We start from the raw sequence: 23,501 nt of genomic DNA, 5'->3' as shown, positions 1-23,501 counted from the left end.
CTTGGGGCACACAGACTGCCCCGAATGCGGCGCTTTAGAGATCCATGATCTCGCGGATTTCTTCCGGCAGGTCCGCTTGGGACTCAATGGTGGGCCCTTCATAGCTGTCCAAAATCTCGTACACGCGGCGGCGCGAAGTAGAATCCAAAATCGGCATTTCCTCTGCCATCAGGCGCGTCATAAAGGGGCTAAGCGGCAGATTGGTGTGCTCTGTTGCCTCAAAATGCCCGTTGCGCTTATCGTCCTCGGCCCGCTCATCCTGAGCGGCTTGCTGGGCGGGTGTCATATGCTCTGTCTTTTCCGAGTACATGCGCAATAGCTTACCGCCGCTTAGAGTGGTCGCTATGACAAACAACCGCGAAGCAGCAGAAGAATCCCGCGATAATTACGCCCTCGATGACACCTTGGCCGGTCGCATCACCCAAGCGGCCGCACAGGGCATCGTCACCTCTTACCCGGACTGGATTAAATCCACAAAGGGCCTTATTACCGCCTACGTTTTGTCCACGATTGGTTTTGGCGCATTGGTGGCCTATACCAACGCCCAGGCCGAAGAGGACGGCGATGAACCGCGCTCACCGCAGGAATTTGCGGATAAGGGCCTGAAACTTTGGGCTATTTTGGCGGCGGTGCTCATCTTGGTGGGCCTTGCTTTGTGGGCCGATGTAGCCGTATCCCGCAAGGTGGTGTCTTTCCTGCGCAAGCGCGGCGTTAAGCGCCCGTGGACGCTGTTGGGAGCAATTGGCGCGGCGGCGACGTTTATCATCAGCGAGCTCGAAGCGCGCGATATAGAAAAACTGGCTTCTTAAAATTTGCGTATGGTGGGGCCCATGAATGCAGGGGTCACCGATACTGCACAGGCGCGGGCTCGCCGTGCCGACCCGCTGCTGTCGCTAAAGCGGGAACCGCTCACCGTCATCTGCCAAGCCTCCAATATCCGTGCGGATGGGGAAGTCCACCGTCAAATCGGCTTTAGCGATGCGCTTACCTTACATGAGCTGCAGAAAGTACTACACATCTGCTTTGGTCTGCCGGATGAAAACTCCCCGTGGCACTTTTACGAGCACAGTGATGCCCGCGGCCCGCGCCTTGACCCAGAGCGTCAAGCCTCCGAATTCCTTTGGCGCGAGGGCGACCAGATCGATTTTGTGTGGGGCCTCTGGGACTTTGAGCTGGTGGTCGCAGAAATCTATCCCCGCGATAATGGCACCCCCAGCGCGCTGTGCGTGGGCGGCTCGGGCAACCTCTTCGCGCCCTTTGAACTTACTGCGGTGAACCGGGAATTGACCGGTGAAAAAATCACCGATGAAGTTCTGGCACAGGTTAAACCCCAGGTAAGGGCGCTCATCGAGCGCACCAAGCTCTATGACTTTGTTCCGCTCTTACAGGCCATGGACTTAAACCGCGGAAGTGATCTGCCGGCGGCCACGGCTGAGGCGCTGGCTAGCCTGCCGCGTGAAGTCACCAATGAGGGAAAAGATGCCTTTTGGTCCATGGCCTTGGCGCTATCCTGCATGGGCGGTGACGAGCTGACCGATTCCGTGGTGGAAACCACCATGGATGCCTTGGGCTGGGTCAACGATGATGGCAACACCTTGAAAGGTGCGGAGATTCGCGCGCTGTGCGATGCCTCCTTGCACCAGCTATCCCAGATTGGTGCCTACGGCAAGGACGCCGCCGCGCCGGTGTACCGCCTAGACATGTACCGAGCGCTGCTGCGCGGGTAAGCTAACTGCCTGTGACTAATCCACTTGAAGATGCTGCAGAAGTAAAGCGCCCCTCCAGCTCTTTGAAGCAGCAGCTGGTGCGATTTATTGCGGTGGGTGTTTTTGCCGCCGTCATTGACTATGGGTTGACGCTGCTATTGACCCACTTAGGTCTGCACCGCTCTGGGGCGAAGGCGATTGGTTGGGTCTTTGGCACCATCGCTGCCTATCTGGCCAATGCGCGCTGGACCTTTGGCACAAAGGTGTCCGGACGCACGGCCGCAACGGTGGGCGTGTTATACGTATCCACCTTTGCCGTGCAGAATTTCTTGTACTGGGTACTCAATGAGCCGCTGATTTCCCTAGGCTTTGAGGGCGCGGTGAAAGACACCATCGCCTTCGTCATTGCCCAAGGCGTGGCGACGGTGACCAACTTTGCCATCCAGCGGGTCTTTATCTTTAAGGAAAAATAGGCCAGCGGCACGCCTTAGGAGCGATTACCGGGGGCGGCGGAAATCCTCGCGGCGCCCGCGGTTGTGCAGCCTGAGCCACTCCAGGAAGCCGGCCGGATCGTGGCGTTGGACCAAGAAGAACCAGCCAAAGCGAGCAAATTCCTGGGGCAAAAGCTTGCGCATGCCGCGCTGCCACAGCAGGTAGCCGCGGTTGCGGTAGGTAAAAAAGCGCTTGAACTCGCCTTCCGGGTACTGGGTATGCATCTTGCCGCCCAGGATGGGCTTGAACTCATCCGAACCGTCCGGGTGCAGGTAGCTGGTGGTCAAGGCGGTGCCGAAAGACAGCCCGGAATTGACCAGGCGGCGGTGGTATTCCACCTCATCGCCGCGGATGAAGAGGCGATAATCCGGAACGCCAATGGTCTGCATCGCCGCGGCGGAAATCAGAGCGCCATTAAACAAAGAAGCGATGCCGGGCAGGAAGTCTCCCTCGAGTTCCTCCATGCGGCGGCGCCACACCAGCCCTTGGCGCAGCGGGAAGGCCAAGCTGCCGGGATCGTCGATATTGCACACGGCAGGTGAGACCTCGTGCAGGTTATTATTCCCTGCCACGCGGTAGAGCTCTTCTAATACGCCGTAATCGGCGGGGCGGCCATCATCATCGGCGCACCACACGGCGTCGGCGCCGAGTGATAGCGCGGTAAGGAAACCGAGGGCGAATCCGCCCGCACCACCTAGGTTGGTCTTGGACGGCACGTAGACCGCGCGATCGCCTGCCAGGGATTCCACCGCGTCACGGACCGCATCCTCGGCGCCATTATCCACTACGATGACCCACTGCACGGGGTGGGTTTGGTTGACTACCTTTTCGAGCGAGGCACGCAGCAAGTCCGCGCGCTGGTGGGTGACAATGACGGCAGCGGTGGTACCGGTGGAATCAAGGGTGGCAGTCATGCGTTCCATCTTGCCACCGGGGAATGGATCTGCCGCGGATAAACACTCCGCGTGGGCTAAGCTGACTGCCTATGGAAAGCATGTGGCCACCGTTCGGGCTGACGATACGCGCGGGCAATACAACCCACCCTGGCGTGGAGTTGCGCGTAATGCGCGATGAGGATATTGCGGCAATCGCCGGTGTGGCGGCAGAGGATATCTACGGCGCAGACATTCCGGATTACGCCTTTCCGTGGCTCTTTAATCCCAGGATGAATACTCCGTCAGCGGCGGCCCAGTTCCGGTGGAGCAACCGGGCGCAGCTGCGCCCAGAGAAATGGTCCTTGGATTTCATCGTGCGCGACGCAGATTCGGGAGAAATCCTGGGCACCATCGATGCGCGGGCGGAGGACTTTGCTGCAACGCGAGAAATTGCGACGGGCTCCTGGGTCTTTCACCGGTTCCAAGGCCAGGGTGTGGGCACGCTCATCCGGCACGCGGTAGTGGCCTTTGGGCTGGATTACCTAGGCGCGCAGGCGATGACCACGAGCTGGGTGGCACAGAATGAGGCCTCGGCGCGGGTGAGCCAGAAGCTGGGCTACCAGGTGGTTTCTGAAGGAGAAGAAAAGGCGGGGCCGGAGAATAGTCCGCAGCGGCACGTGACTGCGCGCGTGGAGGCCCCCAATTACAAGCGCCCGGATGACCTGCACGTGGAGGTTTCCGGGCTGAGCCAGCAGCTGCTGGGGATGCTGCGCTAGCTTCTACCCAGCCGCCTCTTCGCCCTCAAAGCGCTGGCGCAGATCGCGGACGTATTCGCCTACTTCTGGGCCCTCGTACTGGCCCACGACTTCAGATACCTCGCCCACGGAGCGGATTTCGCCGTGGTCGATCCACAGCGCGGTATTGCACAGCTGCGCCAAAAAGTCATTGGAGTGGGAGGCAAAGACCAAGATGCCGGAGCGCTTGACCAGCTCTTGCAGGCGCACGCGGGCCTTGGCCATAAAGGCTGCGTCGACGGCGCCGATGCCCTCATCCAGCAGCAGGATTTCCGGCTCAATGGAGGTCACCACGCCAAGTGCTAGGCGCACGCGCATACCGGTGGAGTAGGTGCGCAGGGGCATGGACAAGTAATCGCCCAGCTCGGAGAACTCCGCGATTTCATCCATCTTTTTCTTCATCTGCTTGATGGATTGGCCCAAAAAAAGCCCGCGGATGATGATGTTGTCGTAGCCGGATACCTCCGGGTCCATGCCCACGCCCAAGTCAAAGACGGGGGCGACGCGCCCGCGGACATCGGCGGTACCGCGCGTGGGCTCGTAGATACCGGAGAGCAGGCGCAACAGCGTGGACTTGCCGGCGCCATTGTGGCCAACGAGCCCGACGCGATCGCCTTCCCGCAGGTGCAGGTTAATATCTCGCAGCGCCTCAACCACCACGGTGTTGTGGTCATTTTTCCCAATGGCACCACCCGCGGTAGAAAGCATGGCCTTTTTTAGGGAGCGGGATTTGGCATCAAAGATGGGAAAGTCCACGCACGCGTTATACGTATCAATTGAGACCATCAGTTTTTATCCTTTCAACGAGCCTCATGGTGGGGTGGGAGTAAAGGAAGGGAAGCTATACCCAGTAGCTCACGCGGAAGCGCCACTTGCGCATGACTAGCCCAGCGATGAACAAGCCGATTGCGGTGCAGCCGATGACGATCCACCAGTGGTAGGCGGCAACGGGCTCACCAATCATTGGGGCGCGCACGATTTCCAAGTAGTGATACAGCGGGTTGATTTCCGCGATGCGGGCGCGGTCCGCCACCGCACCGCCTTGGTCCTTGAGCGTATTGGTCATCCAGACGATTGGGGTGACGTAGAACAGTAGCTGCGTCAGGGCATCAAGCAGCGGGGCGACATCGCGGAAGCGCGTGGCGATGATGCCAAAGAACATGGTGACCCACACGCCGTTAATGAGCAGGAGCAGTAGCCCGGGGATAAAGAGGAAGAATTCCCAGCCCAAGTTGCGCGGGAAGATCATGATTAGCAAGAGCCAGATGATGAGGTTATGGCCCAAAAACAGGGTTTGGCGCCACACCAGCCGGTACACGTGCACCGAAAGCGGGGCGGGAAGCTGCTTAATCAGTCCCTCATTATCAATAAAGACCGTGGACCCTTCCTTAATGCAGCCCGAAATAAAGGTCCACATAATAAGGCCCACGGTGACGTGGGGAAGGAATTCCGCGACGGGAATCTGAAAAAGCATGGAATACAAGAGGCCCAAGGCAAGCGCCATCACACCGGTGGCGATGGTGATCCAGAATGGGCCGAGGACGGAGCGGCGGTAGCGCTGCTTGATATCTTGCAGGCCCAGCTTGAACCACAGCTCACGCTGCTGTGCACCCCGCATAAGGTCTGCGAAAGCAGCTTTGAGGGTCATGGACTGGGACGCTGGGATAGCCTCGCCTTCTGGCTGGGAGGTCATGCGGGCGATATCAGCGCGCAGTTGATTGTTATCTTGCACGCCCAACACCCTAGCGCGCGTGCTGGGCAAACGGGAACTACACGCCGCTAGCCTGGGAAAACAGTGATGCCCAGGGAAAATTCAGATTTGGGAAACTGAGAGCAAACGCGTATACAGTAGGGAATCGACCGCCACGTGGTGGCAGTTGTTCAGTGCGATGAAGAAGGGGACCTAATGCCAGCAGCTTCGGCACACTATGACGTCTTTAGTGCGCGAGGTTTGTACACCGGACTATCTGATGGCTGGACATACCTCAATGCGCACGCGGTGCCCCAAATTTCGGAGCGCGTGACCTCCGGCGTTGCCCGGTCTTTCCGGATGGCGACGGCGGTAGCGACGCAAGAGGGACCAGGCGGCGCCCACTCGGCCGCGCCCGAGCCGGGCCGGTTGGCAGGCGATGGCAACTATGCAGCAGCGCGCATGGCCATTGCGGATCTCACCGCTTCCAAGGCAGACCGTGTGGTCCTTGGCCCATCCCTGCCCGTGCTGTACCAATCCCTGTCGCGTGCGGCACGCCCACTATTGGGCAGCAATTCCTCGGTGGTGCTGTCCAAGCTGGATCCTCCCACGCTGTATTCCGCTTTTTCTGACGTGCGCGCCGATATCCGCTGGGCGCAGCCGGACCTTGGCACCGGCGAATTGCCGGGATTCCAGTTCGCAGAGCTTGTCGATGGCTCTACAAGGCTCGTTTCCTTTTCCGCCGCGCATGAGCTTTTGGGCACGGTATCCCCAGCTGAGGAGATCATTGACACGGTGCGGGGGCGTTCGCGTGCCTGGACGCTTCTCGATGTCTCCGCAATCGCGCCCTACCGCCCCATCCGCTTCGATGAGCTGGGCGCGGATATCGTGGGCATCGACATCGGGCTGCTGGGCGGGCCGCAAATGGCTGCCTTGGTCTTCCGCGATACGCGCATGCTCCGCCGCCTGGATGCCCTAAATCCCATCTATTCCAAGGAAGACGGCCGCAAGCTAGAAACCCCCGTCTCCTCCGGCTTAGCCGGCGGAGTGGGCCCACTGGTAGATCACCTCGCGGCCCTGGCCGGTGGGGATAAGGGATCGCGCCGGGTGCGGCTTAATAAGTCCATGACCGCCTTGAGCGCCTACCTCGAGGACTTGCGCGCGGATCTGTACTCATTTTTGAGCACGCTTCCCGCCGTACACATCCTGGGTGTTACCGGCGAGGCGGCAGCGGGCGCATCCGATAATCGCTTGCCGCGCCTTACCTTTGCGGTCCAGGGCGTGCCCGCGGAGACGGTGTACAAGCGCCTCTTTGATAATGGGCTCGTCACCACGCTGGCCCCACAAACGCCGCTGCTCACGGAAATGGGCGTGGAAGAAATCGGCGGTGCCGTCACCGTAGCATTGGGCCCGTTTAATACCCACCACGATATCGAGCACCTCGTGCGCGTCGTTGCCTCGCTCGCCTAAGGAAGGCGCGCTGGGAAACTACACCGTAAGCACCAGCGTGCCGGTGACCTCGCCGCTGTCGAGGGCGGCGTGGGCTTTGGCGGCATCGGCAAGCGGGTACGTGCCGTGCAGCGCGTGCTTCACGCGGCCATCTTCCAGCATGGGCCACACATTCTTGATGGTGCCGGCGACGATCTCCGCCTTATCGTCCAAATCACGCGCGCGCAGCGTCGTGCCCTGAATGGTCAGGCGCTTCGGCAGCATGGGGGCCAGGTTGATATCCGCCTTGGTGCCGCCCTGCATGCCAATGATGATGAGCTTGCCGTCCTTGGCCAGGCACTTCATGTTCTTTTCCAGGTACTTCGCGCCGATGATATCCAGGATGACATCGCAGCTGCCCTTGAGCTTATCGACGAAATCCTGCTCCTTGTAGTTGATGAGAATATCCGCGCCGAGCTCGCGGCAACGGTCTAGCTTTTCCTGTGATCCGGCGGTGACAGCTACCTCGGCGCCCAACGCCTTGGCTACCTGGATGGCAAAGGTGCCGATGCCGCCGCCACCGCCGTGGATGAGCACGCGCTGGCCCTCGTGCAGGCCCGCTTCGATGCCCAGGTTGGACCACACGGTGCAGCCGACCTCAACCACGGCCGCGGTTTCTTCCAGGCTAAATCCCTTGGGCAGCGGAAGCAGCTGGCCCTGCGGGACGGCGACGTATTCCGCATAGCCGCCGCCTGCGAGTAGGCATCCGACCTCGGTGTCGGCTTCCCAGTCCGTATCGCCGGCATCCTCAATCACGCCGGCGGCCTCCAGCCCAATGATGTCCGATGCCCCTGGCGGCGGCGGGTACGCGCCCATCGTCTGCAGAATATCGCCGCGGTTGACACCCGCGGCCTTCACCTTCACCAGTACCTCGCCGGAACGCAGCTCAGGAACGTCTACGTCCTGTAGCTCTAGCGACCGTGGGGTATCAGGATCGGTTTGGACGATTGCCTTCATCTGTGTAGCACTCATACGGCCAATGTAATGGAGGGGGTGTGGTGTGCGCCACGTCCATTTCCTTGTGGGGCAATGTGATTCGCGCGGGACCGTTTAGTAAGCTAACCAAGTTGCCTCTTCGGCACGATGGAGACGTGGCAGAGCGGCCGAATGCACCGGTCTTGAAAACCGGCGAGGTTTATTCCTCCGCGGGTTCAAATCCCGCCGTCTCCGCAGAGAGCATTTCCCCTAGTCCCAGCTGACTAGGGGTTTTGTCTTGTCTGTACGGCTCATCCTTTCCTCGGACGGGAAAACGTGGAACCTTTCCCTACTTCCCTTGATCATCTTTGAAACTAAAATTTATTGCGCGAAAGTTTTAGATAGAAAGAAAATGTAATGCAGATCGTTTAAACCCCAGGACGATTGTTTTCTAACAAATCTATAAACTGCCTACTCGAAAGTTGCACATCACCGCACCTAACCACATACAATGATCAGTGCGCGCGGAAACGCGTATAAGAATTTTCCAACCTCGAAAGGAATTCTGAAATGATTCTTGATCTTGTATCCAACGTACAGGAAGCAGCACACTCCGCAGTCTCCACCGGCTGGGACGCTCTTGAGCAGGCAAGCCTGTTCTTCCGTCAGGTGCCTTACCTGGTTCCGGACGCTGTTAACGAGTTTAACCGCTCCATCCTCGGCTTCTAAGATTTAAGAAGCGAGAAAATAAATCCCCGAGGCCATTTGGTCTCGGGGTTTATTCATGCGCTGACCCATCCTGATTTCTAGCGATGATGGTAAACCTGATATGCATTAGAAATTTGTCTGGAATCAGAACGGAGCCCCCTACTTCCTTTCCAAAAGTGACCCACAACAAGATGATAGTTGGCTAGCTTCTGGTTCCCGCCAGGTTGCCGAATTCTCATTTTTACCTCCATTGGCGCGAATCCAGCCGCCCTAGCACTGTATGCTGCGCTTATGCCTAATTCTCTCACCTCTCCTTGCGCGATCCTGGCCGTGACCGCTGTCGCTTTTGTTTCCGGTTGCTCTAATTCCGATGAACCTAATAAGGCCGATAGCGAGCCGAATTTCACCGGATCTAGCGCGACCTCCGAGGTCAGCGAAGAATCCTCCAGTTCAAACACGGATGATGAAGGTGCTGGAGCCTCAGATTCCGCGACGGAGCCGAGCACTGCGACAGTGACGGAAAAGGCCCAGAAATCTGCGACTTCAGGGGAAAATAAGATCATCCCAGTGGAAGACTTGTACTCCTTGTGGGTACCAGCGTTGTGTGAGCATGACGCCGGCACGTTGGTGGATGGGACTTTGCCCGAGCACTTAAAGACTGGATATCCCAATGCTGCCGCCGGGCTAAAGCTCAACAAGGATGGAACCCCTAAGGGTGCTTACGCCGATATCAACGGTGATGGCAAAGATGAAGCCGTTATTACCTATGTCTGCGATCAAGGCGGCGTGGCCTGGCCGGATAACTTGCTCATTTATGACAATGACCTGAATTACATTACCCAGGTAGAAGACTGGACCCGTAATGGCATGGAGCCAGCACGCAGGCATATTAATCAGCTGGAGTGGACCGACGATACCGTGACAGTAACGTGGCGTGCCTATGGGGAAGGCGAATCGGGTGCTGTGGCCACGCAGGAACTGACGGGAAACCTCACCTTAGATGGCGACAAAGCGAACCTAGAGATGACAGGGCACCGGAAGACCTCTTAGATCAGTGGGATTCTGCTGTGGCATTTCATACCGGGGGATGACGCGCCTAGTGCGGCGCAGACTTAATCTTGGAAATGTACAGGGCAAGTCAGGTATCGATGCGGTGCTGGCTTTGTCCCAGAGATAAAAATGCTCGACGAAAGGACGTCATGAATACCTCGGAACTTTATGTAGCAGCAGCGGAATCTACTAACTCTAATGACACGTGGTGGTTCCTTGGGTTCCTTCCCATTATTTTGCTCGTCGCGTTCTGGATTGCGGCGGTTATTTCTATTATCGCTTCTGGGTACACGATTGCGGCCAAGATACTCTTTATCGCCGCTACCTTCGCCCTTCCTTTCTTGGGGCCGCTGATCTGGTTCGTCTTTGTTCGCGGCAAGGAAGACAAATACGGAAGGCCATAGGCACCCCACACTGTTTGGCGAGGCTAGGACAAATCGTGCTGTTCCAACCACGCGTTAATGCCGCCGCGCAGTGAAACAACGTGCTCGTAGCCGCGGCCGCGCAATGCGTGGACGGCTTGCGCGGAGCGGATGCCGCTAGCGCAGTAGATAACAGCGGCATCGCCCTGGCCGATGTCCGGGTTTTCGCCGGCGAGGATGCGGTCGAGGGGCAGATGCGTTGAATGAGGAATGGCAGAGCGGGCGCGCTCGGCGTCGGTGCGGACATCGATAAGCGGGGCGTGCGCGGGGATCTCGCGAACCTCGGGGGCATCGGCTGGCTGGGTAGGCTGCGCGCCGGTGGGGCGGATGGGGATATACTCCCAGGTCCCAGATAGCGCCTCAAAGTAACCGAGCGTGCCAATAAGTGGGGCACCGACGCCGGTAATGATCTTCAAAGCCTCCAAGGCCATCGCAGAACCCACCGTGCCAACGATGGGGCCCAGGACGCCGGCTTGGGAACACGACGGAACCTCGCCCGGGGCAGGAGCGGTGGGGAAAACATCCTCGTACACAGGGCCCTTGCCGGACCAAAAGACGCTCATCTGCGCATCAAAGCCCAGGATAGAAGCCCAAATGTGGGGAATGCCCAGGCTGTGGGCGGCCCATGAGCACAGGTAGCGGGCGTCGAAATTATCCGTCCCATCGAGGATCACGTCGCAGCCGCGCAGCTGCTCGAGGGCGGTGGCGGATTCTAGGCGGCCGTGGCAGATGAGCTCCACCTCAGGGTTGAGGGCCCGCACCGCCGTTGCGGCCGATTCGGTCTTTACGGTGCCAATGGAGGCGGTGGTGTGAATGACCTGCCGGTGGAGGTTGGAGGGGGAGACGAGGTCGTCATCGAAAAGCGAGATGCGGCCCACCCCGGCTCCTGCCAGGTAGAGCAGCGCCGGTGAGCCAAGCCCGCCCGCGCCGATGACCGCGACGTGGGAGTCAGCCAATTTCTGCTGGCCCTTATCACCCCACAGGGCCTCCTGGCGGGCATAGCGTGTGCTCATTCGAGGCCCACCCAGTTGATGGAGCCATCGCCGTGGCTTTGTTCCTTCCAAATGGGCACCTCGGCCTTGACTCGATCGGCACAGGACTCCGCGGCGCGGAAGGCATCGCCGCGGTGGGCAGAGGCGGCGACGACGGTAAAGGCCAAATCGCCCACCTGTAGATCGCCGGTGCGGTGGGCCGACCACAAGCGCACGGGGTGCTGGCCTGCTACTTCATCGACAATCTCGCGCAGCTTTTCTGGGGCGCTAGGGTGTGCGGAGTAAGACAGCTGAGTGACATCGGGCCGGCCGCCATCGTGATCGCGCACGATGCCCTCGAACGTGACCACCGCGCCCATGGCTGAGGTGGTGACCTCTGCTTTGGCGGCGGCAAGGAGGGGCTCGAGGGGCTGCTCGGTCAGTATGGCGCCGACAGTGAGCCCAGTCTGCGCGGCGACATAAGAAGGATCAGTGCTCATGTTTTCCTTCTAACATATCGACGATGTGGACGATTAAATCCTCTAGCACGGCGCAACTATCTTTGACTCCGCCGGTAGAACCGGGCAGGGTCATGGCAAAGGTGGTGTCATTGACGCCTGCGACCGCGCGCGAGGCCACTGCGGTGGGGATAGTCTCCAAGCCTTTATTCCAAAAGGCCATGGCGATGCCGGGAAGCTCCCGCGTGAGATGGGGCTGTACGGCATCGACGGTGAGATCGTCCGGGGTCAGGCCCGTTCCGCCGGAGGTAAGGATAACCGCGGGCTTTTCGGCGAAGGCCTGGTCCACCGCTGCGGCGATATCGGCATCGGGCACCACGCGGGCATCAGGGCAGTCGAAACCCTTGCGGCGCAGGAAATCTACTGCGATGGGGCCCGAGCGATCCTCGTAGACCCCGGCGGCGGCGCGGGTGGAGGCGACCAAAACAATGGCGGTGCGAGCAGAACTCATAGGGGATAGACCTTTACTTTTTCTCCTGCGCTGAGGCTCTTACCGGCAGGAATGCGGATGAGGTGGGTGGCATTGGCGGCTTGGGCCAGCAGGTGAGAGCTAGCACCGCCAGTAACGTGGGCTTGCGCATCGGCGTACCCGCGGCGGAATTGATCCTTGTGGGGCAGCCCCTCGATGGCGTGCGCGATTGGTACGCGATATGCCGCGGGTGCCCAGCCCAGGGTGGGGGCGACAAAGAGGCGGAAGCTCACCATGGTGGAAATCGGATTGCCGGGCAAGCAGATGACCGGGGTGCCATGGAAACTGGCGATGCCCTGCGGCCCGCCGGGCTGCTGATCCACGTGGCCAAACCAGCCGGTGAGCACCTGCCGGATGACCTCGTATTTGCCCGCAGAAATACCGCCGGAGGTGACGATGGCATCGGGGCGGTGGAGCTTAGTGGCCTCCTCCAGCGCGCGGGTGAGCACCTCCGGATCATCATCGGTGGTGACATAACCGGCGACCTCAATGCCGGCGCGGTGGGCCATAGCAGAGATGAGCGGTGCATTGGCATCGGGAATAGCAGCTATACCCGTACCAATTTCCGCGCCGCCGGTGCACACGAGGATGCGGGCGGGGCGGTAAACGGTGACCTCCTCGATGCCCTGGGAGGCCAGCGCGGCCAAGCGCACCGGGGTGAGCTTATCGCCCTTGGCGGCCAGGAGAGCGCCCTGCTCGAGGTCCGTGCCCGTCCCGCGGATGAATTGGCCCTTTTCAGTGGCCGGAACTGTAATGGTCTCGCCCGGCTGGAGGAACTCCTGCGGCTGGCACTTTTCAATCGGCACGATGGCTGCCGTGCCCTCCGGAACCTTGGCTCCGGTCATGATGGGGCTGGCGGCGCGCAAAGGGCCATCCAGCAGCTCGGCGGGATCCGCGCCTGCGGCGATGGTGGGGCCCACCTCATACGCACCGGCTTCGGTAGCAGGCAGCGCGTAGCCATCCATTTGGGAATTGCTAAAGCGCGGCGAGGGGAAGGTGGTATAGACATCGGAGGCAAGGACCATCTCCTGTGCCTGGCCCAAGGACCGGGATATGACTTCGCGCGGGCCGAGGGCAGCCGCGACCTCGTGCGCGTGGGTTTCGGGAGTGCGCATGGCGTCAAGTTTACCCGCGAGTTCGACACGTTCGAAGCCTGCGGGCATAGTAGGAAGCATGTTGACCGTTCACTATTTCGCCGCCGCTCGTGCCGCGGCTGGCGTAGCTTCGGAGCAGGTAAAAGCGCCCACCACCTTAGGCCAGCTCATAGAGCAGCTGGGCAAGGACCACACCGGCACTACGGAGGCCGGTATGAGCATGAAAGAGGTGCTGGGGCGCTGCAACTTTCTTATCGATGGCGCCGGCAACACTCAGGCGGACTCGCCGCTCATGGGCGTGACCCGCGTTGACGTGCTGCCGCCCTTCGCCGGGGGATAACCCGTTCCTTTAGACCGGCTCGCGCAGCGGGCTGGTAAAGAAATTGACCAAGCTGCTGACTAAGGACAAGACGATGGCGCCGAAGATTGCAGAGCCCCAGGAATTGACCACAAGGTGGCCAATTCCTAAGTCAAAGGTATTGAGCGTCCACTCCACGATCAGCAGGGCGGCGCCGTTGATGACGAGCGCGAATAGCCCTAGGGTAAGGCAGGTCAGCGGGGCGCCGATAAAACGCAGCACGGGCATGACCACCGCATTAATGATGATGAAAACAATGGCCACAGCAATGAAATTGCCCAGCTTATCCGGGGTGATATAAATCCCGGGGATAATGCCCACTACGACCCAGAGCGCAATCGCGATGGCGACTACATTGAGGGCAAAATTGGTCAACGAACGCATTTAGCCTCCTACGGTATCGTTCCACGCCTGCAGCAGGGCGTTAGTTTCTTCCTCGGTTGTAATAGTAATGCGTATGCCTTCGCTAAAGGCGCGAACGAGCACGCCGCGTGTGGCTAGGCGTGCGGCTAATTCCTGCGGCGTTCCTAGCCTTTCAATATTCGCCGCCGGCAGCCATACGTGGTTGGCTTCCGAGTGGGGAACGCCCCATTCTGCCAGTTCCTTTTCCACCCGTTGGCGCTGGTCACAGGTCTCTTCGGTGCGCTCGCGCAGCGAATCCTGCGCTGCTAGCGCGGCGCGGGCACCGGCCTGGGCCACGGCGTTGATGGAAAACGGAATCGCTACTTTATTCAGCGCCGCGATGACATCTTCTGGGCCATAGGCATAGCCCACGCGCACGCCGGCCAAACCATAGGCCTTGGAGAAGGTCCGCAGGAAAACCACGTTGGGATAAGTGCCAAAAAGCTCGGTGCCCAGCGGGGTATCGGAATTCCGGTTGTATTCGATATAGGCCTCATCGAGGGCAACGAGGACATCGCTTGGCACCGCGTCCATAAATTCGGCGAACTCCGCCTTAGTCACGGTGGTGCCGGAAGGATTATTCGGATTGCAGACGAAAATTAGGCGCGTATCCGCGGTAATCTTCTCCGCCATCGCGGCCAAATCCACGCGCTGGTCCGCATCGAGTGGAACTGGAATGGGGCGTGCGCCCACAACCTGGGCAAAGATGGGATAAGCCTCGAAGGAACGCCACGGAAAAATCACTTCCTCACCGGGCGTGGTGGTGATCTGTACCAATTGCTGGCACAGCGCGGAAGAACCCGTGCCTACCGCAACCTGGTCGAAGCTCACGCCTAAGTGCTCGGCCAGATCCTCACGCAACTCGGTGGCCGCGATATCCGGATAGCGATTGGCCTCGGCGGTGGCGCGGGCCATAGCCTCTGCGGCCTCAGGCAGCGGTGGCTGCGTGGCCTCATTAGAAGAGAGCTTGAGGGCATCATCGTGGCGCGCGCCGGGCACATAGCCCGGAATGGCGCGTAAGTCGGAGCGAATCATGGCTACCACTCTAGGTCGTCTCTCCTGCGCGCGTGGAAGAAAACCGGGGACAAAACCAGGGGGTTAGTTTGGCCGTGGCGCATGCGGCAGGTATTGTCTTTTACGGTTCTTTCTGAACTTGGAGATGTGCCAGAGCGGCCGAATGGGGCTCCCTGCTAAGGAGTTGACCCTTCTGGGGTCCGGAGGTTCGAATCCTCTCATCTCCGCCACACAAATCCCGGGCGAATGCGCTTGGGATTTTGTTGTTTTGCCAGCTTAAACGACAGGCCTAAACGGGGTTAAATGACAAAATGCGGTGGCCACCAATCAGGAGCCAGGCCCCCTATTCTGCAAGCGTAATACGAGTATTCCCCCGCTACGGGCATGAAATGGAAATGTAGTTCTCCGAGGGCGCTTTTGGTGCTCAAGGAGATTTTTCAGAAGGATGAACTCGTCGCGTGGTGAGTTTTTATCGTGAATAATGGAGACATGGATAAAGCGCAGAAGACAAAAACGGAGTTTTGCTCGCTTTAGCAGTCGCCTCTTTGGTGATATTTGTTTTGTGGCTGACCGATGTAATAGGCATCGGCTTAGTGACCATCTTCATTGTTGTTCTGACTGCTGCTTCTGTCGGAGTGCGCGTGTGGGCGGAGAATGCAGGGCGTCAGTCTAAATAAGTAGTAAACCACACCTTGTTGACCCCAGAGCGGCTGTTACGTCATCGCTGGTCCACGATTCTTCCCGCCGCAGGTGACGGGGTGTAGGCGTGGCTCTCTGTTGATACGCGAGCTTGACCACTTTACAGCGCCGGAAAAACCTTGCTACGCAGGAGATCGGCAAGCTCGCACTGCGGGTCGGCGGGATCGATCCAGGCGGTTTCGGCGATTTCGGCCGCGGCGTGGGCGATGACGGGGCGCGGGTAGGTAAAGATATGCCCGCGGACGGTCTGGCCCGGTTCATTGGCGGCCGGGGCAGTGAAGGTGCCGAGCTCAGTGAGTTCAGGTAGGCGTACCTGCACGCCGATTTCTTCTTCCGCCTCGCGCGCAGCGGCCTGGACAGGGCTTTCGCCTTCTTCTAGCTTGCCGCCCGGCAGCTGAAACTTTGTGGATGAGGCCTTGCGTACGCCAAGCACGTGGCCAAAGGAATTGCGGAAAACGATGGCTGCGACTTCAATCATGGCCCCGATCATAACGAGGTGACCGGCGAACAGGCTCGCGGCCTTATCGCGCTAAGGACGTGCATTGAATATAAGGTAGGAAGGCATGAGCGATTCGAGGTTTCCCCGCTCGGTATTTGGGGTAGGAAGTGACCCTGATCCGCGTTTTACGCTGGCGAATGAGCGCACCTTCCTCGCATGGATTCGCACCTCGCTCGCGCTGATTGCCGGGGGAGTGGCCTTGGAGGCTTTCGATGTGCCGCTACCGGCGACCCTGCGCGCGGTGGTTTCCGCATTCATGCTGGTGGTGGCGATTGTGCTGCCGATAGTCGCGTGGGTGCAATGGAAGCGGGCTGAGCGTGCCTTGCGGCAACAGCGCCCGCTGCCCTTTAGCATCGCCATCCCGGTGCTGGTGGGCACCATCGTCGTTATCGCGGCCGTGCTGCTGGTAGGAGAGTTACTTGCCTAGCCCGCAGCCGCATGGGGAGCTCTTTGACCCCGGCTTGCAGCCCGAGCGCACCCGCCTATCGTGGCAGCGCACCATCCTCGCGCTGGCGGTGATACTCCTAGGGGTCATGCGGGTGGTCAGCGTTAGTGTGTTTCTCCCGTTGCTGGCGCTCGCGGCGGGCGTGCTGGTGCTGATCTTGGCGGTGAGGAAGCGGGCATCGCTTGTCGATGCCTCCCTGCGCACCCACCGCCACCTCCCCAGCGCCGCCGTCTTGGCCAGTAGCGCGGGGCTGGTCTCCCTGCTTGCGGCCTTTGCCTTGTGGGGTGTTTTTGCCTAAAGGCAGATTTTTCCCCGCAGCGCTGTGTGCTGATGGGAGATACGCGTAATCTATGTGGGGCTATATCAATTACGGTGGCCACCGGTGCCGCGGTATGAGGGGCGAGAAGGGCAAGGTGACGGCGATGGCGGATACTACTGAGCAGGCCAGCGATACGGTCGAGGCATGGTTGAAGCAGGATTCTGCCATTGACCCGCAAAAAGCGCCCCGCTTGCAGGCGTTGCTTGATGAGGTGCCACTGCAAGAGCTCATCGCCATCGTCGAGCGGCAAAATGCCATCCGCGCCGCGCTGGCCCTGCGCTTGTTGCCGCGGCGTAAATCCATCGTGGTATTTGATGCCCTGGATGCCAAGCACCAGGCAGATATCATCGATGAGCTGGGAAATGCTGATGTTTATGAGTTCTTCGATGAACTCGAGCCAGAAGACCGCGTGGCCCTTTTGGATGAGCTGCCGGCGGAAATCGCGGATCGGCTGCTGCGCTCGCTTACCAAATCAAAGCGGGATGTCACCGGGGTTGTCCTGGGCTATACCAAGGGCTCGGTGGGCCGCCGCATGTCGCCCGAGGTCCCCGGCATCCATCCCGAAATGAGCGTGGAGGAAGCGCTGCGGACCCTGCGTGCGAAGGCCGATGAGCTGGAAACCATCTATGCGGTGCCCATCACCCGCGCGGACCGCCGCCTAGTGGGCGTGGTGACGCTGCGGGAGATTTTTACCGCGGAGGAGGGCACCACGATTGGGGAGATCATGCAAAGCCCCATCTATGCCAACGCCAATGATGATGCGGAAGCCACAGCTAGGTGGTTCCTGCCGCTCGATATTTTGGCATTGCCCATCGTGGATGATTCGGACCGCCTGGTAGGCCTTTTGACCTGGGATGATGCCATTGACATCGTCGAAGCAGAAGATAGCGAGGACTCAGCGCGCGCCGGCGGTACCGAGGCCCTGCAGCAGCCGTACCTGTCCACGCCGCTATTAAAATTGGTGAAGTCCCGCATCGTGTGGCTGCTGGTTCTGGCGGTGTCCGCGCTGTTGACCGTGCGGGTCCTGGACGCCTTCGAGGACACCTTGGCGCAGGCCGTGGTGCTTTCCCTGTTTATCCCGCTGCTGACCGGTACCGGCGGCAATACGGGAAACCAGGCAGCAACGACGGTCACCCGTGCGCTGGCGCTTGGCGATGTCCGCGGGCGCGACCTCCTTGCCGTTCTCTGGCGCGAGCTCCGGGTAGGCATGCTGCTTGGTGCAGTATTGGGCTTGGCAGGGTTCGGCCTGGCAACGGTGGTCTATGGCGTAGATATTGGCCTAGTCATTGGCTCGACGCTGTTTTTAATCTGCTCCATATCCGCCACGGTGGGCGGGCTGATGCCCATCGTTGCAAAGACCATTGGCGCGGACCCTGCCGTATTTTCCAATCCGTTTATCTCCACGTTCTGCGATGCCACGGGTCTGATTATTTATTTCCTCATCGCCAAGTCCGTGCTCGGGCTATAAAGGCCCCCTGGCACACGGGGCCTGGCGCGCCGGGCGGGGGTAGCGAACCGGTGGGGAAAATTTCACATTGTGAGTAGCTGCGGTGTGTGAATTTTAAATGCGGTGGGGGTGAATTCAGTAAAGTTTGTGGTTTCTGGTGCAAATGTTTTGTAGGGTCTTAGCATGCTCTGCACGGACTGAATGATGTTCGGGATGCACCAAGGATCCGGCTCGATTGCTGGTAATTGACAGAGCTATCACACCCCCGCCCTGCTAAAAGTCTCTCTAGCAAAGGAGTTCGCGGCATGACCACCCCGCATACTCACGAATCTACCGCCCAATCAGAGGGCGCTGAGGATCCGGGTGCCCCACGCAATGAATGGCGCCGCCAGTTCATTGGCCTTTTCATCGGCCTCGCCCTGGCCATCCTCGTATTTTTCATCTTCCCTTCAAATGCCATCGATACGGTCCAGCAGTCCACCGGCGTGGACGAGGAAGCCGATTACACGCTAAGCGCCATCCGCACCGTTGCGGCGGTCACCATCCTCATGGGTGTGTGGTGGATGACTGAGGCCATCCCGCTGGCTGCCACCGCGCTGATTCCGCTGGTCATCTTCCCGCTCGCAAGCGTGGGCACCATTAAGGAAGTCGGCGCGCCGTATGCCTCTGCCACCATTTTCTTGTTCATGGGTGGCTTCCTTATCGCGCTTTCGCTGCAGCGCTGGAACCTGCATCGCCGCCTTGCGCTTTATGTGGTAAAGCTCATCGGCACCTCGCCGCGCCGCCTCATTTTGGGCTTCATGCTGGCCACCGGCTTTTTGTCCATGTGGGTATCGAATACCGCAACGGCCGTCGTCATGCTGCCGATTGGTACGTCCGTGCTGGCGCTTACCGCAGAGACCGTTGGCGGTTGGGATAAGCAGAAGAAATTCGCCACCGCCCTCATGCTGGGCATCGCGTACTCCGCCTCCATCGGCTCGCTGGGTACCCTGATTGGTACACCGCCGAATGCCTTCTTGAATGCGTACATGGCCGATACCTGGGACGTCACCCTCGGCTTTGGTCGTTGGATGGCCGTCGGCGTGCCGCTGGCGCTTGTCTTCCTACTCATCGCATGGGCGCTGTTGATTACCATCTTCAAGCCGGAAATGACCGAAATCCCCGGCGGCCGCGAGCTCATCAACGAGGAAATCAAGGCGCTGGGCTCATGGACCCGCCCGCAGATCATGACCGGCATCATCTTCGTCCTAGCCGCCCTGGCCTGGGTAACCCTGCCCATCGTCCTTGGCGATTTTGATAATTATGACGATGCCATCGTCGGCATCGCCGCAGGTATCCTCCTGTTCATCCTGCCGGCCGATTCGGAGCGCCGCATCCGCCTGCTGGATTGGAAGACGGCCAATGAAATGCCATGGGACGTCCTCCTCCTCTTCGGCGGTGGCCTCTCCTTGTCCTCGGCCTTCAACTCCTCCGGTTTGTCCCTGTGGATCGGTGAGATGGCCAAGGGGCTCAGCTCCCTGCCCATCGTGCTCATCGTCGCAGCCGTGGCCGCCCTGGTCCTCTTCCTGACGGAGATCACCTCCAATACCGCCACCGCGGCCACCTTCATTCCCATCATGGGCGGCGTCGCCGTGGGCGTGGGCCTGACCACCGAAGGCGATATCAACGTCCTGCTGCTCACCATCCCGGTCGCCTTGGCCGCAACCTGTGCCTTCATGCTGCCGGTGGCAACCCCGCCGAACGCCATTGCTTATGGTTCCGGCTACGTCAAGATTGGCGAGATGATCAAGGGCGGCGTTGGACTCAACGTCATCGGTATCTTCCTCATCACCCTTACCGTCTTCCTGCTGGCGGTACCGATCTTCGGGCTGACGGTCTAGACATTAAGCACCTCAGTAGCCATCCTTTAATGAAAAACGTTACCATTAAAGGATGGCTACACCTGTTACCGTGCTGTCCGGATTTTTAGGCAGCGGAAAGACCACGCTACTTAACCACCTGCTCGCGAACCGGGAGGGGCGCAAGCTGGCGGTCATCGTCAACGATTTTTCTGAGGTCAATATCGATGCCGCCCTCGTCGCCGGCGAAGGCCACCTCGAACGCGGCGAGGATCGCTTCGTGGAGCTGTCGAATGGCTGCATCTGCTGCACCCTGCGTGAAGACCTCATCGAGTCCGTGGGCAAGCTGGCGCGCTCCGGCCGCTTTGATCAGATCGTCATCGAATCCACCGGCATTTCTGAGCCCATGCCCGTGGCTGCCACCTTTGAGTGGGAATTTGCCGATGGCACCACGCTTGCCGATGCCGCCCCCATCGACACCATGGTCTCCCTCGTCGATGCCTCCACCTTCTTAAACCAATTGCGCCGCGGCCGCAGCCTCGTCTCCGAAAGCATCGAGGCTACGCCCCAAGATGACCGCACCATTTCTGATCTCTTAGTGGACCAAGTCGAATTCGCCGACCTTATCCTCATTACCAAGACCGATCTTGTCGATGCCGCCGAAACCGAGCGCGTCATCGCCGCAGTCCGCGCCATGAATCCACGGGCTCGCGTGGTGCCGGTGACCCACGGGGTCATCGAACCGGGGCTAGTTCTCGATGCGCATTTGTTCAATACCGCCACCGCTGCCGCCTATCACGGCTATGCCGAAGAGCTTGCGAACCCACACACTCCAGAAACCGAGGAATACGGCATCTCCTCAGTCGTCTTTCGCGCCGACCGCCCCTTTAACCGCGAGCGCCTCATCGCCGCCCTCCGGGCAAGCACGGGCCTCGTGCGGTCCAAGGGGTATTGCTGGATCGATACCGATCTGCGCGTGGCCCACGCGTGGCAGCAGGCCGGGCCAAACCTGCAGATTATGCCCGCTTCTTTATGGGCCGCCAATGGTGTAACCCCCGGCACGGAGCTCGTGCTCATCGGCGTCGACTTCGATCATGAATCCACCCTGCAGGCCTTTCAAGACGCCCTGCTTTCCGATGCCGAAGCCTCCGCCCTTGTATAGCCTCCCCTCGCCCTCCACACCGAGCTCAAGCGTGAACGGCGGGTGAACAATACACCGCTGGCTATCCCGCCGAACACGGCTCTGTACAGGCGATTTGTTAGTTTTCAGGTCCGTGGGTATAGTAAATTCTCGTTGCACAGCAGAGCATACGCGCTGCTTCACAACGGACTGCGCCCGTAGCTCAACGGATAGAGCATCTGACTACGGATCAGAAGGTTGGGGGTTCGAATCCCTCCGGGCGCACAAAATTTCGAATCTCGAGACATCATCTCCAAGACGGTGTCTCGAGATTTTTTATTTCCGGGCTTATTCTCGGAGTGGGCGAGGAGTGTCGGAGGCTTGGATTCTAGGGGTCGTTGCAACGATGATGGTTACTTTGGTGTGATACTACCGGTTTGTGTCAGGGCGTTGGTCATGACTTCGGCTGGGGTGCGCCAGTTGAGCGCTTTGCGTGGTTTGTGGTTGTGTATGTTGGCGATCATCTCCAGGTCCTCGGCGCTGTAGATGGACAGGTCGCTGTTTTTGGGAAGGTTTCTCCTGAGCCTGCCGTTGGTGTTTTCGTTGCTGCCGCGTTCCCACGGTGATCCTGGATGGCAGAAGTAGATGGGAATGTCAGTGGCCATGGTAAAGGCTTTATGGCCTGCCATTTCGCTTCCTTGGTCCCAGGTAATTGATGACCAGAGTGCTTTATCGATTCCAGCGACAGCCTTGTGCAGGGCTGTGAATACTTCTTTGCTGGTGTGCCTGCCTGGCAGGTGGCCAAGGACAACAAATCGGCTGACGCGTTCGAGTAGCAGCCCGATTGAAGCAATGCATAAATTAATTTATGCATTCACAAAAAGGTCTTGCGGGAAACGGAGAGTTAGACCATCATAATTAATGAGACAGGGTTTCCTTTTTGGTTCATGCCTCACTTGACACCAACATCAGCACCAAAGGTTTCATTCTCTCCCGTCGCAAATCTTCCAAACACATTTGAATGGCGTTGCCGTGAAAGTAAAGAAATTTTTATCCGCCACTTTGGCGGCATTTATCGGATTACTTGTTTCCCCCACTGCAGTGGCCGCTCAGCCAATTGACTGGACCATCAGCCAAACAATCATTGGCCCGAAAGGCGAGATCTTCCACTCCGCGTAGGACAAGGAGATGAACCCGGCAGTGTTGGTTTTGGGCTTTCTCACATCAAAGACAGTCACGACGGTTTCGTTCCAGCCACTACAGAGATTGACACAGTTTTACATAACGCCCCCGACTGCAAAGGCGGCTTAAATGCAGGAAATGGCAAGAAAAAATGCTCTTACCCAATCAATGGAAGAGTTATGACGGTTGTTGCCACAGAACGAGTAGATCCCGCAAGCGGAGACGGCCGACCTGTCGGAATAATCACTGCTTTCTACCGCTAGGAGAATAGTCATCAATCAATTTGTTTCTATCACGACTGATGAAATCAAGTTTTTGAAAAATATATCCACCCAAATGTTTCAAGACACCATACTTCCAGAGGAAACAATTTTAGCCGGAGTCGGCATCCAAGCGGGAAGAAACAGCGGCTCCCCCGAAAATCAGCTCTGGTACCACTTCGACCTCTTTAACCCTAGACTTCACGAAGGAAAAGTCGTTCGCCTTTGGGGAAGATTCCCTGATTTAAGTAGAAATGAAGAATCTATCGAGTGGGATGAAATACTTCAGGGCTCTGGTTTCGTAGAGATGTTCCTTACCTCAACTCCCGAAAAGGATAAATTCAATTCTATGGAATATATCCAGAAAGGATGATTGTCAATGACATGGAAAAGGGTCTCATTTTAATGGGCTGCACTTTACTAACTGCAGTGTTCCCTGTCACCGCCCACGCATCTGAAAATAATCAGTATCAACCTGGGGACACCGTGCCACTCTCTGTCGACCCAGACGGTTTTCTCCCCGACGCAACTAAGGGCGGAATTAGTTTCTTTTCCGCTTCGTCCCCGGTTGCTACCTGCGTTAACGTCCAGCCAAGTGCTGACAACGTAAAAGTAACAAATAACTGCCCAGGGAAACAGGGAATCAAAGTGGGGTTGCCCGCAAATCGTGGACACGTAGTAGAGCTACCTAGCGGTTAGGCAGCGATTTTTTCTTCGTTTCTGGTT

At 58.9% G+C, this 23,501-nt stretch carries 29 protein-coding genes and 3 tRNA genes; 19 read left to right on the top strand and 13 right to left on the bottom strand.

All coding sequences use genetic code 11. The features are described from left to right. Window positions 1–34: 34 nt before the first annotated feature. Window positions 35–310, bottom strand: coding sequence for a hypothetical protein (locus QP970_RS07880; protein ID WP_284772153.1), 276 nt, complete (start codon window positions 308–310; stop codon window positions 35–37). A gap of 34 nt (window positions 311–344) precedes the next feature. Here QP970_RS07880 and QP970_RS07875 point away from each other — a divergent pair, with 34 nt between their 5' ends. From QP970_RS07875 to QP970_RS07865, 3 genes are read left to right on the top strand one after another with little or no spacing between them, the layout of a single operon-like run. After that, window positions 345–809, top strand: coding sequence for a hypothetical protein (locus QP970_RS07875; RefSeq protein ID WP_284772154.1), 465 nt, complete (start codon window positions 345–347; stop codon window positions 807–809). Between the two features lie 9 nt (window positions 810–818). Beyond that, a complete protein-coding gene (locus QP970_RS07870; RefSeq protein ID WP_284869844.1) occupies window positions 819–1,727 on the top strand; it encodes a plasmid pRiA4b ORF-3 family protein in 909 nt (302 codons plus the stop codon). 11 nt (window positions 1,728–1,738) lie between these two features. After that, window positions 1,739–2,179 (top strand): GtrA family protein, encoded by a 441-nt coding sequence (locus QP970_RS07865; protein WP_005280656.1) that lies wholly within the window; start codon window positions 1,739–1,741, stop codon window positions 2,177–2,179. A 24-nt stretch (window positions 2,180–2,203) separates the two neighbouring features. Here the strand turns inward: QP970_RS07865 and glfT1 are convergent, their stop codons facing one another. Beyond that, window positions 2,204–3,121, bottom strand: a complete 918-nt coding sequence (gene glfT1 / locus QP970_RS07860) for a galactofuranosyltransferase GlfT1 (protein ID WP_284772156.1) — start codon at window positions 3,119–3,121, stop codon at window positions 2,204–2,206. 62 nt (window positions 3,122–3,183) lie between these two features. Between glfT1 and QP970_RS07855 the strand changes: the two genes are divergently transcribed. After that, window positions 3,184–3,849: a GNAT family N-acetyltransferase gene (locus tag QP970_RS07855; protein WP_284772157.1), complete on the top strand. Its 666-nt coding sequence runs from the start codon at window positions 3,184–3,186 to the stop codon at window positions 3,847–3,849. A 3-nt stretch (window positions 3,850–3,852) separates the two neighbouring features. Here the strand turns inward: QP970_RS07855 and wzt are convergent, their stop codons facing one another. Continuing rightward, window positions 3,853–4,653 (bottom strand): galactan export ABC transporter ATP-binding subunit Wzt/RfbE, encoded by an 801-nt coding sequence (gene wzt, locus QP970_RS07850; protein ID WP_237792304.1) that lies wholly within the window; start codon window positions 4,651–4,653, stop codon window positions 3,853–3,855. Between the two features lie 55 nt (window positions 4,654–4,708). Next, window positions 4,709–5,560: a galactan export ABC transporter permease subunit Wzm/RfbD gene (wzm, locus tag QP970_RS07845; RefSeq protein ID WP_051138399.1), complete on the bottom strand. Its 852-nt coding sequence runs from the start codon at window positions 5,558–5,560 to the stop codon at window positions 4,709–4,711. A gap of 213 nt (window positions 5,561–5,773) precedes the next feature. Here wzm and QP970_RS07840 point away from each other — a divergent pair, with 213 nt between their 5' ends. After that, entirely contained in the window at window positions 5,774–7,027 is a 1,254-nt protein-coding gene (locus QP970_RS07840; RefSeq protein ID WP_284772158.1) for an aminotransferase class V-fold PLP-dependent enzyme, read from the top strand. Window positions 7,028–7,045: 18 nt separating this feature from the next. Here QP970_RS07840 and QP970_RS07835 read toward each other — a convergent pair whose 3' ends face one another. After that, window positions 7,046–8,002 carry an NAD(P)H-quinone oxidoreductase gene (locus QP970_RS07835; RefSeq protein WP_284772160.1) on the bottom strand — a complete coding sequence of 319 codons (957 nt, stop codon included), beginning with the start codon at window positions 8,000–8,002 and terminating at the stop codon, window positions 7,046–7,048. Window positions 8,003–8,130: 128 nt separating this feature from the next. Between QP970_RS07835 and QP970_RS07830 the strand changes: the two genes are divergently transcribed. The 4 genes from QP970_RS07830 to QP970_RS07815 all read left to right on the top strand — a co-directional run bounded on the left by QP970_RS07830 (window position 8,131) and on the right by QP970_RS07815 (window position 10,122). Continuing rightward, window positions 8,131–8,215: transfer RNA gene (locus tag QP970_RS07830), tRNA-Ser, on the top strand. A 315-nt stretch (window positions 8,216–8,530) separates the two neighbouring features. Continuing rightward, entirely contained in the window at window positions 8,531–8,689 is a 159-nt protein-coding gene (locus QP970_RS07825) for a hypothetical protein (RefSeq protein ID WP_023024906.1), read from the top strand. Between the two features lie 270 nt (window positions 8,690–8,959). Continuing rightward, a complete protein-coding gene (locus QP970_RS07820) occupies window positions 8,960–9,718 on the top strand; it encodes a hypothetical protein (protein ID WP_239269644.1) in 759 nt (252 codons plus the stop codon). A 149-nt stretch (window positions 9,719–9,867) separates the two neighbouring features. Continuing rightward, window positions 9,868–10,122 carry a hypothetical protein gene (locus tag QP970_RS07815; RefSeq protein ID WP_023024910.1) on the top strand — a complete coding sequence of 85 codons (255 nt, stop codon included), beginning with the start codon at window positions 9,868–9,870 and terminating at the stop codon, window positions 10,120–10,122. A gap of 23 nt (window positions 10,123–10,145) precedes the next feature. On the opposite strand, the gene QP970_RS07810 is transcribed toward QP970_RS07815, so the two are convergent. Genes QP970_RS07810 through QP970_RS07795 form a run of 4 tightly spaced genes read right to left on the bottom strand, consistent with a single transcriptional unit; the run spans window position 10,146 to window position 13,213 of the window. Beyond that, window positions 10,146–11,153 carry a ThiF family adenylyltransferase gene (locus QP970_RS07810; protein WP_239269643.1) on the bottom strand — a complete coding sequence of 336 codons (1,008 nt, stop codon included), beginning with the start codon at window positions 11,151–11,153 and terminating at the stop codon, window positions 10,146–10,148. Beyond that, on the bottom strand, window positions 11,150–11,611 hold the full coding sequence (locus tag QP970_RS07805; protein ID WP_023024915.1) for a molybdenum cofactor biosynthesis protein MoaE: 462 nt from the start codon (window positions 11,609–11,611) through the stop codon (window positions 11,150–11,152). The genes QP970_RS07810 and QP970_RS07805 overlap by 4 nt, the downstream gene beginning before the upstream one ends. Continuing rightward, window positions 11,601–12,080, bottom strand: coding sequence for a MogA/MoaB family molybdenum cofactor biosynthesis protein (locus tag QP970_RS07800; RefSeq protein ID WP_239269642.1), 480 nt, complete (start codon window positions 12,078–12,080; stop codon window positions 11,601–11,603). Before QP970_RS07800 ends, QP970_RS07805 begins: the two co-directional genes overlap by 11 nt. Beyond that, window positions 12,077–13,213, bottom strand: coding sequence for a molybdopterin molybdotransferase MoeA (locus QP970_RS07795; protein ID WP_239269641.1), 1,137 nt, complete (start codon window positions 13,211–13,213; stop codon window positions 12,077–12,079). Before QP970_RS07795 ends, QP970_RS07800 begins: the two co-directional genes overlap by 4 nt. 58 nt (window positions 13,214–13,271) lie before the next feature. On the opposite strand from QP970_RS07795, the gene QP970_RS07790 reads away from it, so the two are divergent. Next, window positions 13,272–13,532 carry a MoaD/ThiS family protein gene (locus tag QP970_RS07790; RefSeq protein ID WP_023016533.1) on the top strand — a complete coding sequence of 87 codons (261 nt, stop codon included), beginning with the start codon at window positions 13,272–13,274 and terminating at the stop codon, window positions 13,530–13,532. 9 nt (window positions 13,533–13,541) lie between these two features. Here QP970_RS07790 and QP970_RS07785 read toward each other — a convergent pair whose 3' ends face one another. Continuing rightward, entirely contained in the window at window positions 13,542–13,934 is a 393-nt protein-coding gene (locus tag QP970_RS07785; RefSeq protein WP_239269640.1) for a phage holin family protein, read from the bottom strand. Continuing rightward, window positions 13,935–14,987, bottom strand: coding sequence for a histidinol-phosphate transaminase (gene hisC, locus QP970_RS07780; protein ID WP_239269639.1), 1,053 nt, complete (start codon window positions 14,985–14,987; stop codon window positions 13,935–13,937). Window positions 14,988–15,107: 120 nt separating this feature from the next. On the opposite strand from hisC, the gene QP970_RS07775 reads away from it, so the two are divergent. Then, window positions 15,108–15,196: transfer RNA gene (locus QP970_RS07775), tRNA-Ser, on the top strand. Window positions 15,197–15,765: 569 nt separating this feature from the next. On the opposite strand, the gene QP970_RS07770 is transcribed toward QP970_RS07775, so the two are convergent. Continuing rightward, entirely contained in the window at window positions 15,766–16,143 is a 378-nt protein-coding gene (locus tag QP970_RS07770) for an NUDIX hydrolase (protein ID WP_239269638.1), read from the bottom strand. Between the two features lie 85 nt (window positions 16,144–16,228). On the opposite strand from QP970_RS07770, the gene QP970_RS07765 reads away from it, so the two are divergent. The 6 genes from QP970_RS07765 (at window position 16,229) to QP970_RS07740 (ending at window position 21,618) form a co-directional block, all read left to right on the top strand. Next, window positions 16,229–16,591: a YidH family protein gene (locus QP970_RS07765; RefSeq protein WP_239269637.1), complete on the top strand. Its 363-nt coding sequence runs from the start codon at window positions 16,229–16,231 to the stop codon at window positions 16,589–16,591. Continuing rightward, window positions 16,584–16,907 (top strand): DUF202 domain-containing protein, encoded by a 324-nt coding sequence (locus QP970_RS07760; protein ID WP_239269636.1) that lies wholly within the window; start codon window positions 16,584–16,586, stop codon window positions 16,905–16,907. The genes QP970_RS07765 and QP970_RS07760 overlap by 8 nt, the downstream gene beginning before the upstream one ends. A 124-nt stretch (window positions 16,908–17,031) precedes the next feature. Beyond that, window positions 17,032–18,396, top strand: coding sequence for a magnesium transporter (mgtE, locus tag QP970_RS07755; RefSeq protein WP_239269635.1), 1,365 nt, complete (start codon window positions 17,032–17,034; stop codon window positions 18,394–18,396). A gap of 284 nt (window positions 18,397–18,680) precedes the next feature. After that, window positions 18,681–20,255, top strand: a complete 1,575-nt coding sequence (locus QP970_RS07750; protein ID WP_239269634.1) for an SLC13 family permease — start codon at window positions 18,681–18,683, stop codon at window positions 20,253–20,255. A 52-nt stretch (window positions 20,256–20,307) separates the two neighbouring features. After that, entirely contained in the window at window positions 20,308–21,375 is a 1,068-nt protein-coding gene (locus QP970_RS07745) for a GTP-binding protein (protein ID WP_239269633.1), read from the top strand. A 170-nt stretch (window positions 21,376–21,545) separates the two neighbouring features. After that, a tRNA-Arg gene (locus QP970_RS07740) sits at window positions 21,546–21,618 on the top strand. Window positions 21,619–21,746: 128 nt separating this feature from the next. Here QP970_RS07740 and QP970_RS07735 read toward each other — a convergent pair. Beyond that, the gene (locus QP970_RS07735; RefSeq protein WP_441303174.1) at window positions 21,747–22,172 is read right to left on the bottom strand and encodes an IS30 family transposase; all 426 of its coding nucleotides are present in this window, start codon (window positions 22,170–22,172) and stop codon (window positions 21,747–21,749) included. Window positions 22,173–22,365: 193 nt separating this feature from the next. On the opposite strand from QP970_RS07735, the gene QP970_RS07730 reads away from it, so the two are divergent. Together QP970_RS07730 and QP970_RS07725 are read left to right on the top strand one after the other, a co-directional pair. After that, window positions 22,366–22,512, top strand: coding sequence for a hypothetical protein (locus QP970_RS07730; protein WP_239269632.1), 147 nt, complete (start codon window positions 22,366–22,368; stop codon window positions 22,510–22,512). A 339-nt stretch (window positions 22,513–22,851) separates the two neighbouring features. After that, the gene (locus QP970_RS07725; protein ID WP_239269631.1) at window positions 22,852–23,148 is read left to right on the top strand and encodes a hypothetical protein; all 297 of its coding nucleotides are present in this window, start codon (window positions 22,852–22,854) and stop codon (window positions 23,146–23,148) included. The last annotated feature ends 353 nt before the right edge of the window (window positions 23,149–23,501 follow it).

The sequence above is a fragment of the Corynebacterium sp. MSK073 genome (assembly GCF_030232085.1).
Taxonomy (GTDB): Bacteria; Actinomycetota; Actinomycetes; order Mycobacteriales; family Mycobacteriaceae; genus Corynebacterium.
The sequence above is the reverse complement of the archived record's forward strand: the minus strand, read 5'-3'. Positions and strand labels throughout refer to the sequence as shown.

Bases quoted from the DNA above. Each gene is read 5' to 3' on its own strand.
- QP970_RS07880 (WP_284772153.1), bottom strand. From the start codon at position 310: ATGTACTCGGAAAAGACAGAGCATATGACACCCGCCCAGCAAGCCGCT.
- QP970_RS07875 (WP_284772154.1), top strand. From the start codon at position 345: ATGACAAACAACCGCGAAGCAGCAGAAGAATCCCGCGATAATTACGCC.
- QP970_RS07870 (WP_284869844.1), top strand. From the start codon at position 819: ATGGTGGGGCCCATGAATGCAGGGGTCACCGATACTGCACAGGCGCGG.
- glfT1 (WP_284772156.1), bottom strand. From the start codon at position 3,121: ATGGAACGCATGACTGCCACCCTTGATTCCACCGGTACCACCGCTGCC.
- QP970_RS07855 (WP_284772157.1), top strand. From the start codon at position 3,184: ATGGAAAGCATGTGGCCACCGTTCGGGCTGACGATACGCGCGGGCAAT.
- wzt (WP_237792304.1), bottom strand. From the start codon at position 4,653: ATGGTCTCAATTGATACGTATAACGCGTGCGTGGACTTTCCCATCTTT.
- wzm (WP_051138399.1), bottom strand. From the start codon at position 5,560: ATGACCTCCCAGCCAGAAGGCGAGGCTATCCCAGCGTCCCAGTCCATG.
- QP970_RS07840 (WP_284772158.1), top strand. From the start codon at position 5,774: ATGCCAGCAGCTTCGGCACACTATGACGTCTTTAGTGCGCGAGGTTTG.
- QP970_RS07835 (WP_284772160.1), bottom strand. From the start codon at position 8,002: ATGAAGGCAATCGTCCAAACCGATCCTGATACCCCACGGTCGCTAGAG.
- QP970_RS07825 (WP_023024906.1), top strand. From the start codon at position 8,531: ATGATTCTTGATCTTGTATCCAACGTACAGGAAGCAGCACACTCCGCA.
- QP970_RS07820 (WP_239269644.1), top strand. From the start codon at position 8,960: ATGCCTAATTCTCTCACCTCTCCTTGCGCGATCCTGGCCGTGACCGCT.
- QP970_RS07815 (WP_023024910.1), top strand. From the start codon at position 9,868: ATGAATACCTCGGAACTTTATGTAGCAGCAGCGGAATCTACTAACTCT.
- QP970_RS07810 (WP_239269643.1), bottom strand. From the start codon at position 11,153: ATGAGCACACGCTATGCCCGCCAGGAGGCCCTGTGGGGTGATAAGGGC.
- QP970_RS07805 (WP_023024915.1), bottom strand. From the start codon at position 11,611: ATGAGCACTGATCCTTCTTATGTCGCCGCGCAGACTGGGCTCACTGTC.
- QP970_RS07800 (WP_239269642.1), bottom strand. From the start codon at position 12,080: ATGAGTTCTGCTCGCACCGCCATTGTTTTGGTCGCCTCCACCCGCGCC.
- QP970_RS07795 (WP_239269641.1), bottom strand. From the start codon at position 13,213: ATGCGCACTCCCGAAACCCACGCGCACGAGGTCGCGGCTGCCCTCGGC.
- QP970_RS07790 (WP_023016533.1), top strand. From the start codon at position 13,272: ATGTTGACCGTTCACTATTTCGCCGCCGCTCGTGCCGCGGCTGGCGTA.
- QP970_RS07785 (WP_239269640.1), bottom strand. From the start codon at position 13,934: ATGCGTTCGTTGACCAATTTTGCCCTCAATGTAGTCGCCATCGCGATT.
- hisC (WP_239269639.1), bottom strand. From the start codon at position 14,987: ATGATTCGCTCCGACTTACGCGCCATTCCGGGCTATGTGCCCGGCGCG.
- QP970_RS07770 (WP_239269638.1), bottom strand. From the start codon at position 16,143: ATGATTGAAGTCGCAGCCATCGTTTTCCGCAATTCCTTTGGCCACGTG.
- QP970_RS07765 (WP_239269637.1), top strand. From the start codon at position 16,229: ATGAGCGATTCGAGGTTTCCCCGCTCGGTATTTGGGGTAGGAAGTGAC.
- mgtE (WP_239269635.1), top strand. From the start codon at position 17,032: ATGGCGGATACTACTGAGCAGGCCAGCGATACGGTCGAGGCATGGTTG.
- QP970_RS07750 (WP_239269634.1), top strand. From the start codon at position 18,681: ATGACCACCCCGCATACTCACGAATCTACCGCCCAATCAGAGGGCGCT.
- QP970_RS07745 (WP_239269633.1), top strand. From the start codon at position 20,308: ATGGCTACACCTGTTACCGTGCTGTCCGGATTTTTAGGCAGCGGAAAG.
- QP970_RS07725 (WP_239269631.1), top strand. From the start codon at position 22,852: ATGTTTCAAGACACCATACTTCCAGAGGAAACAATTTTAGCCGGAGTC.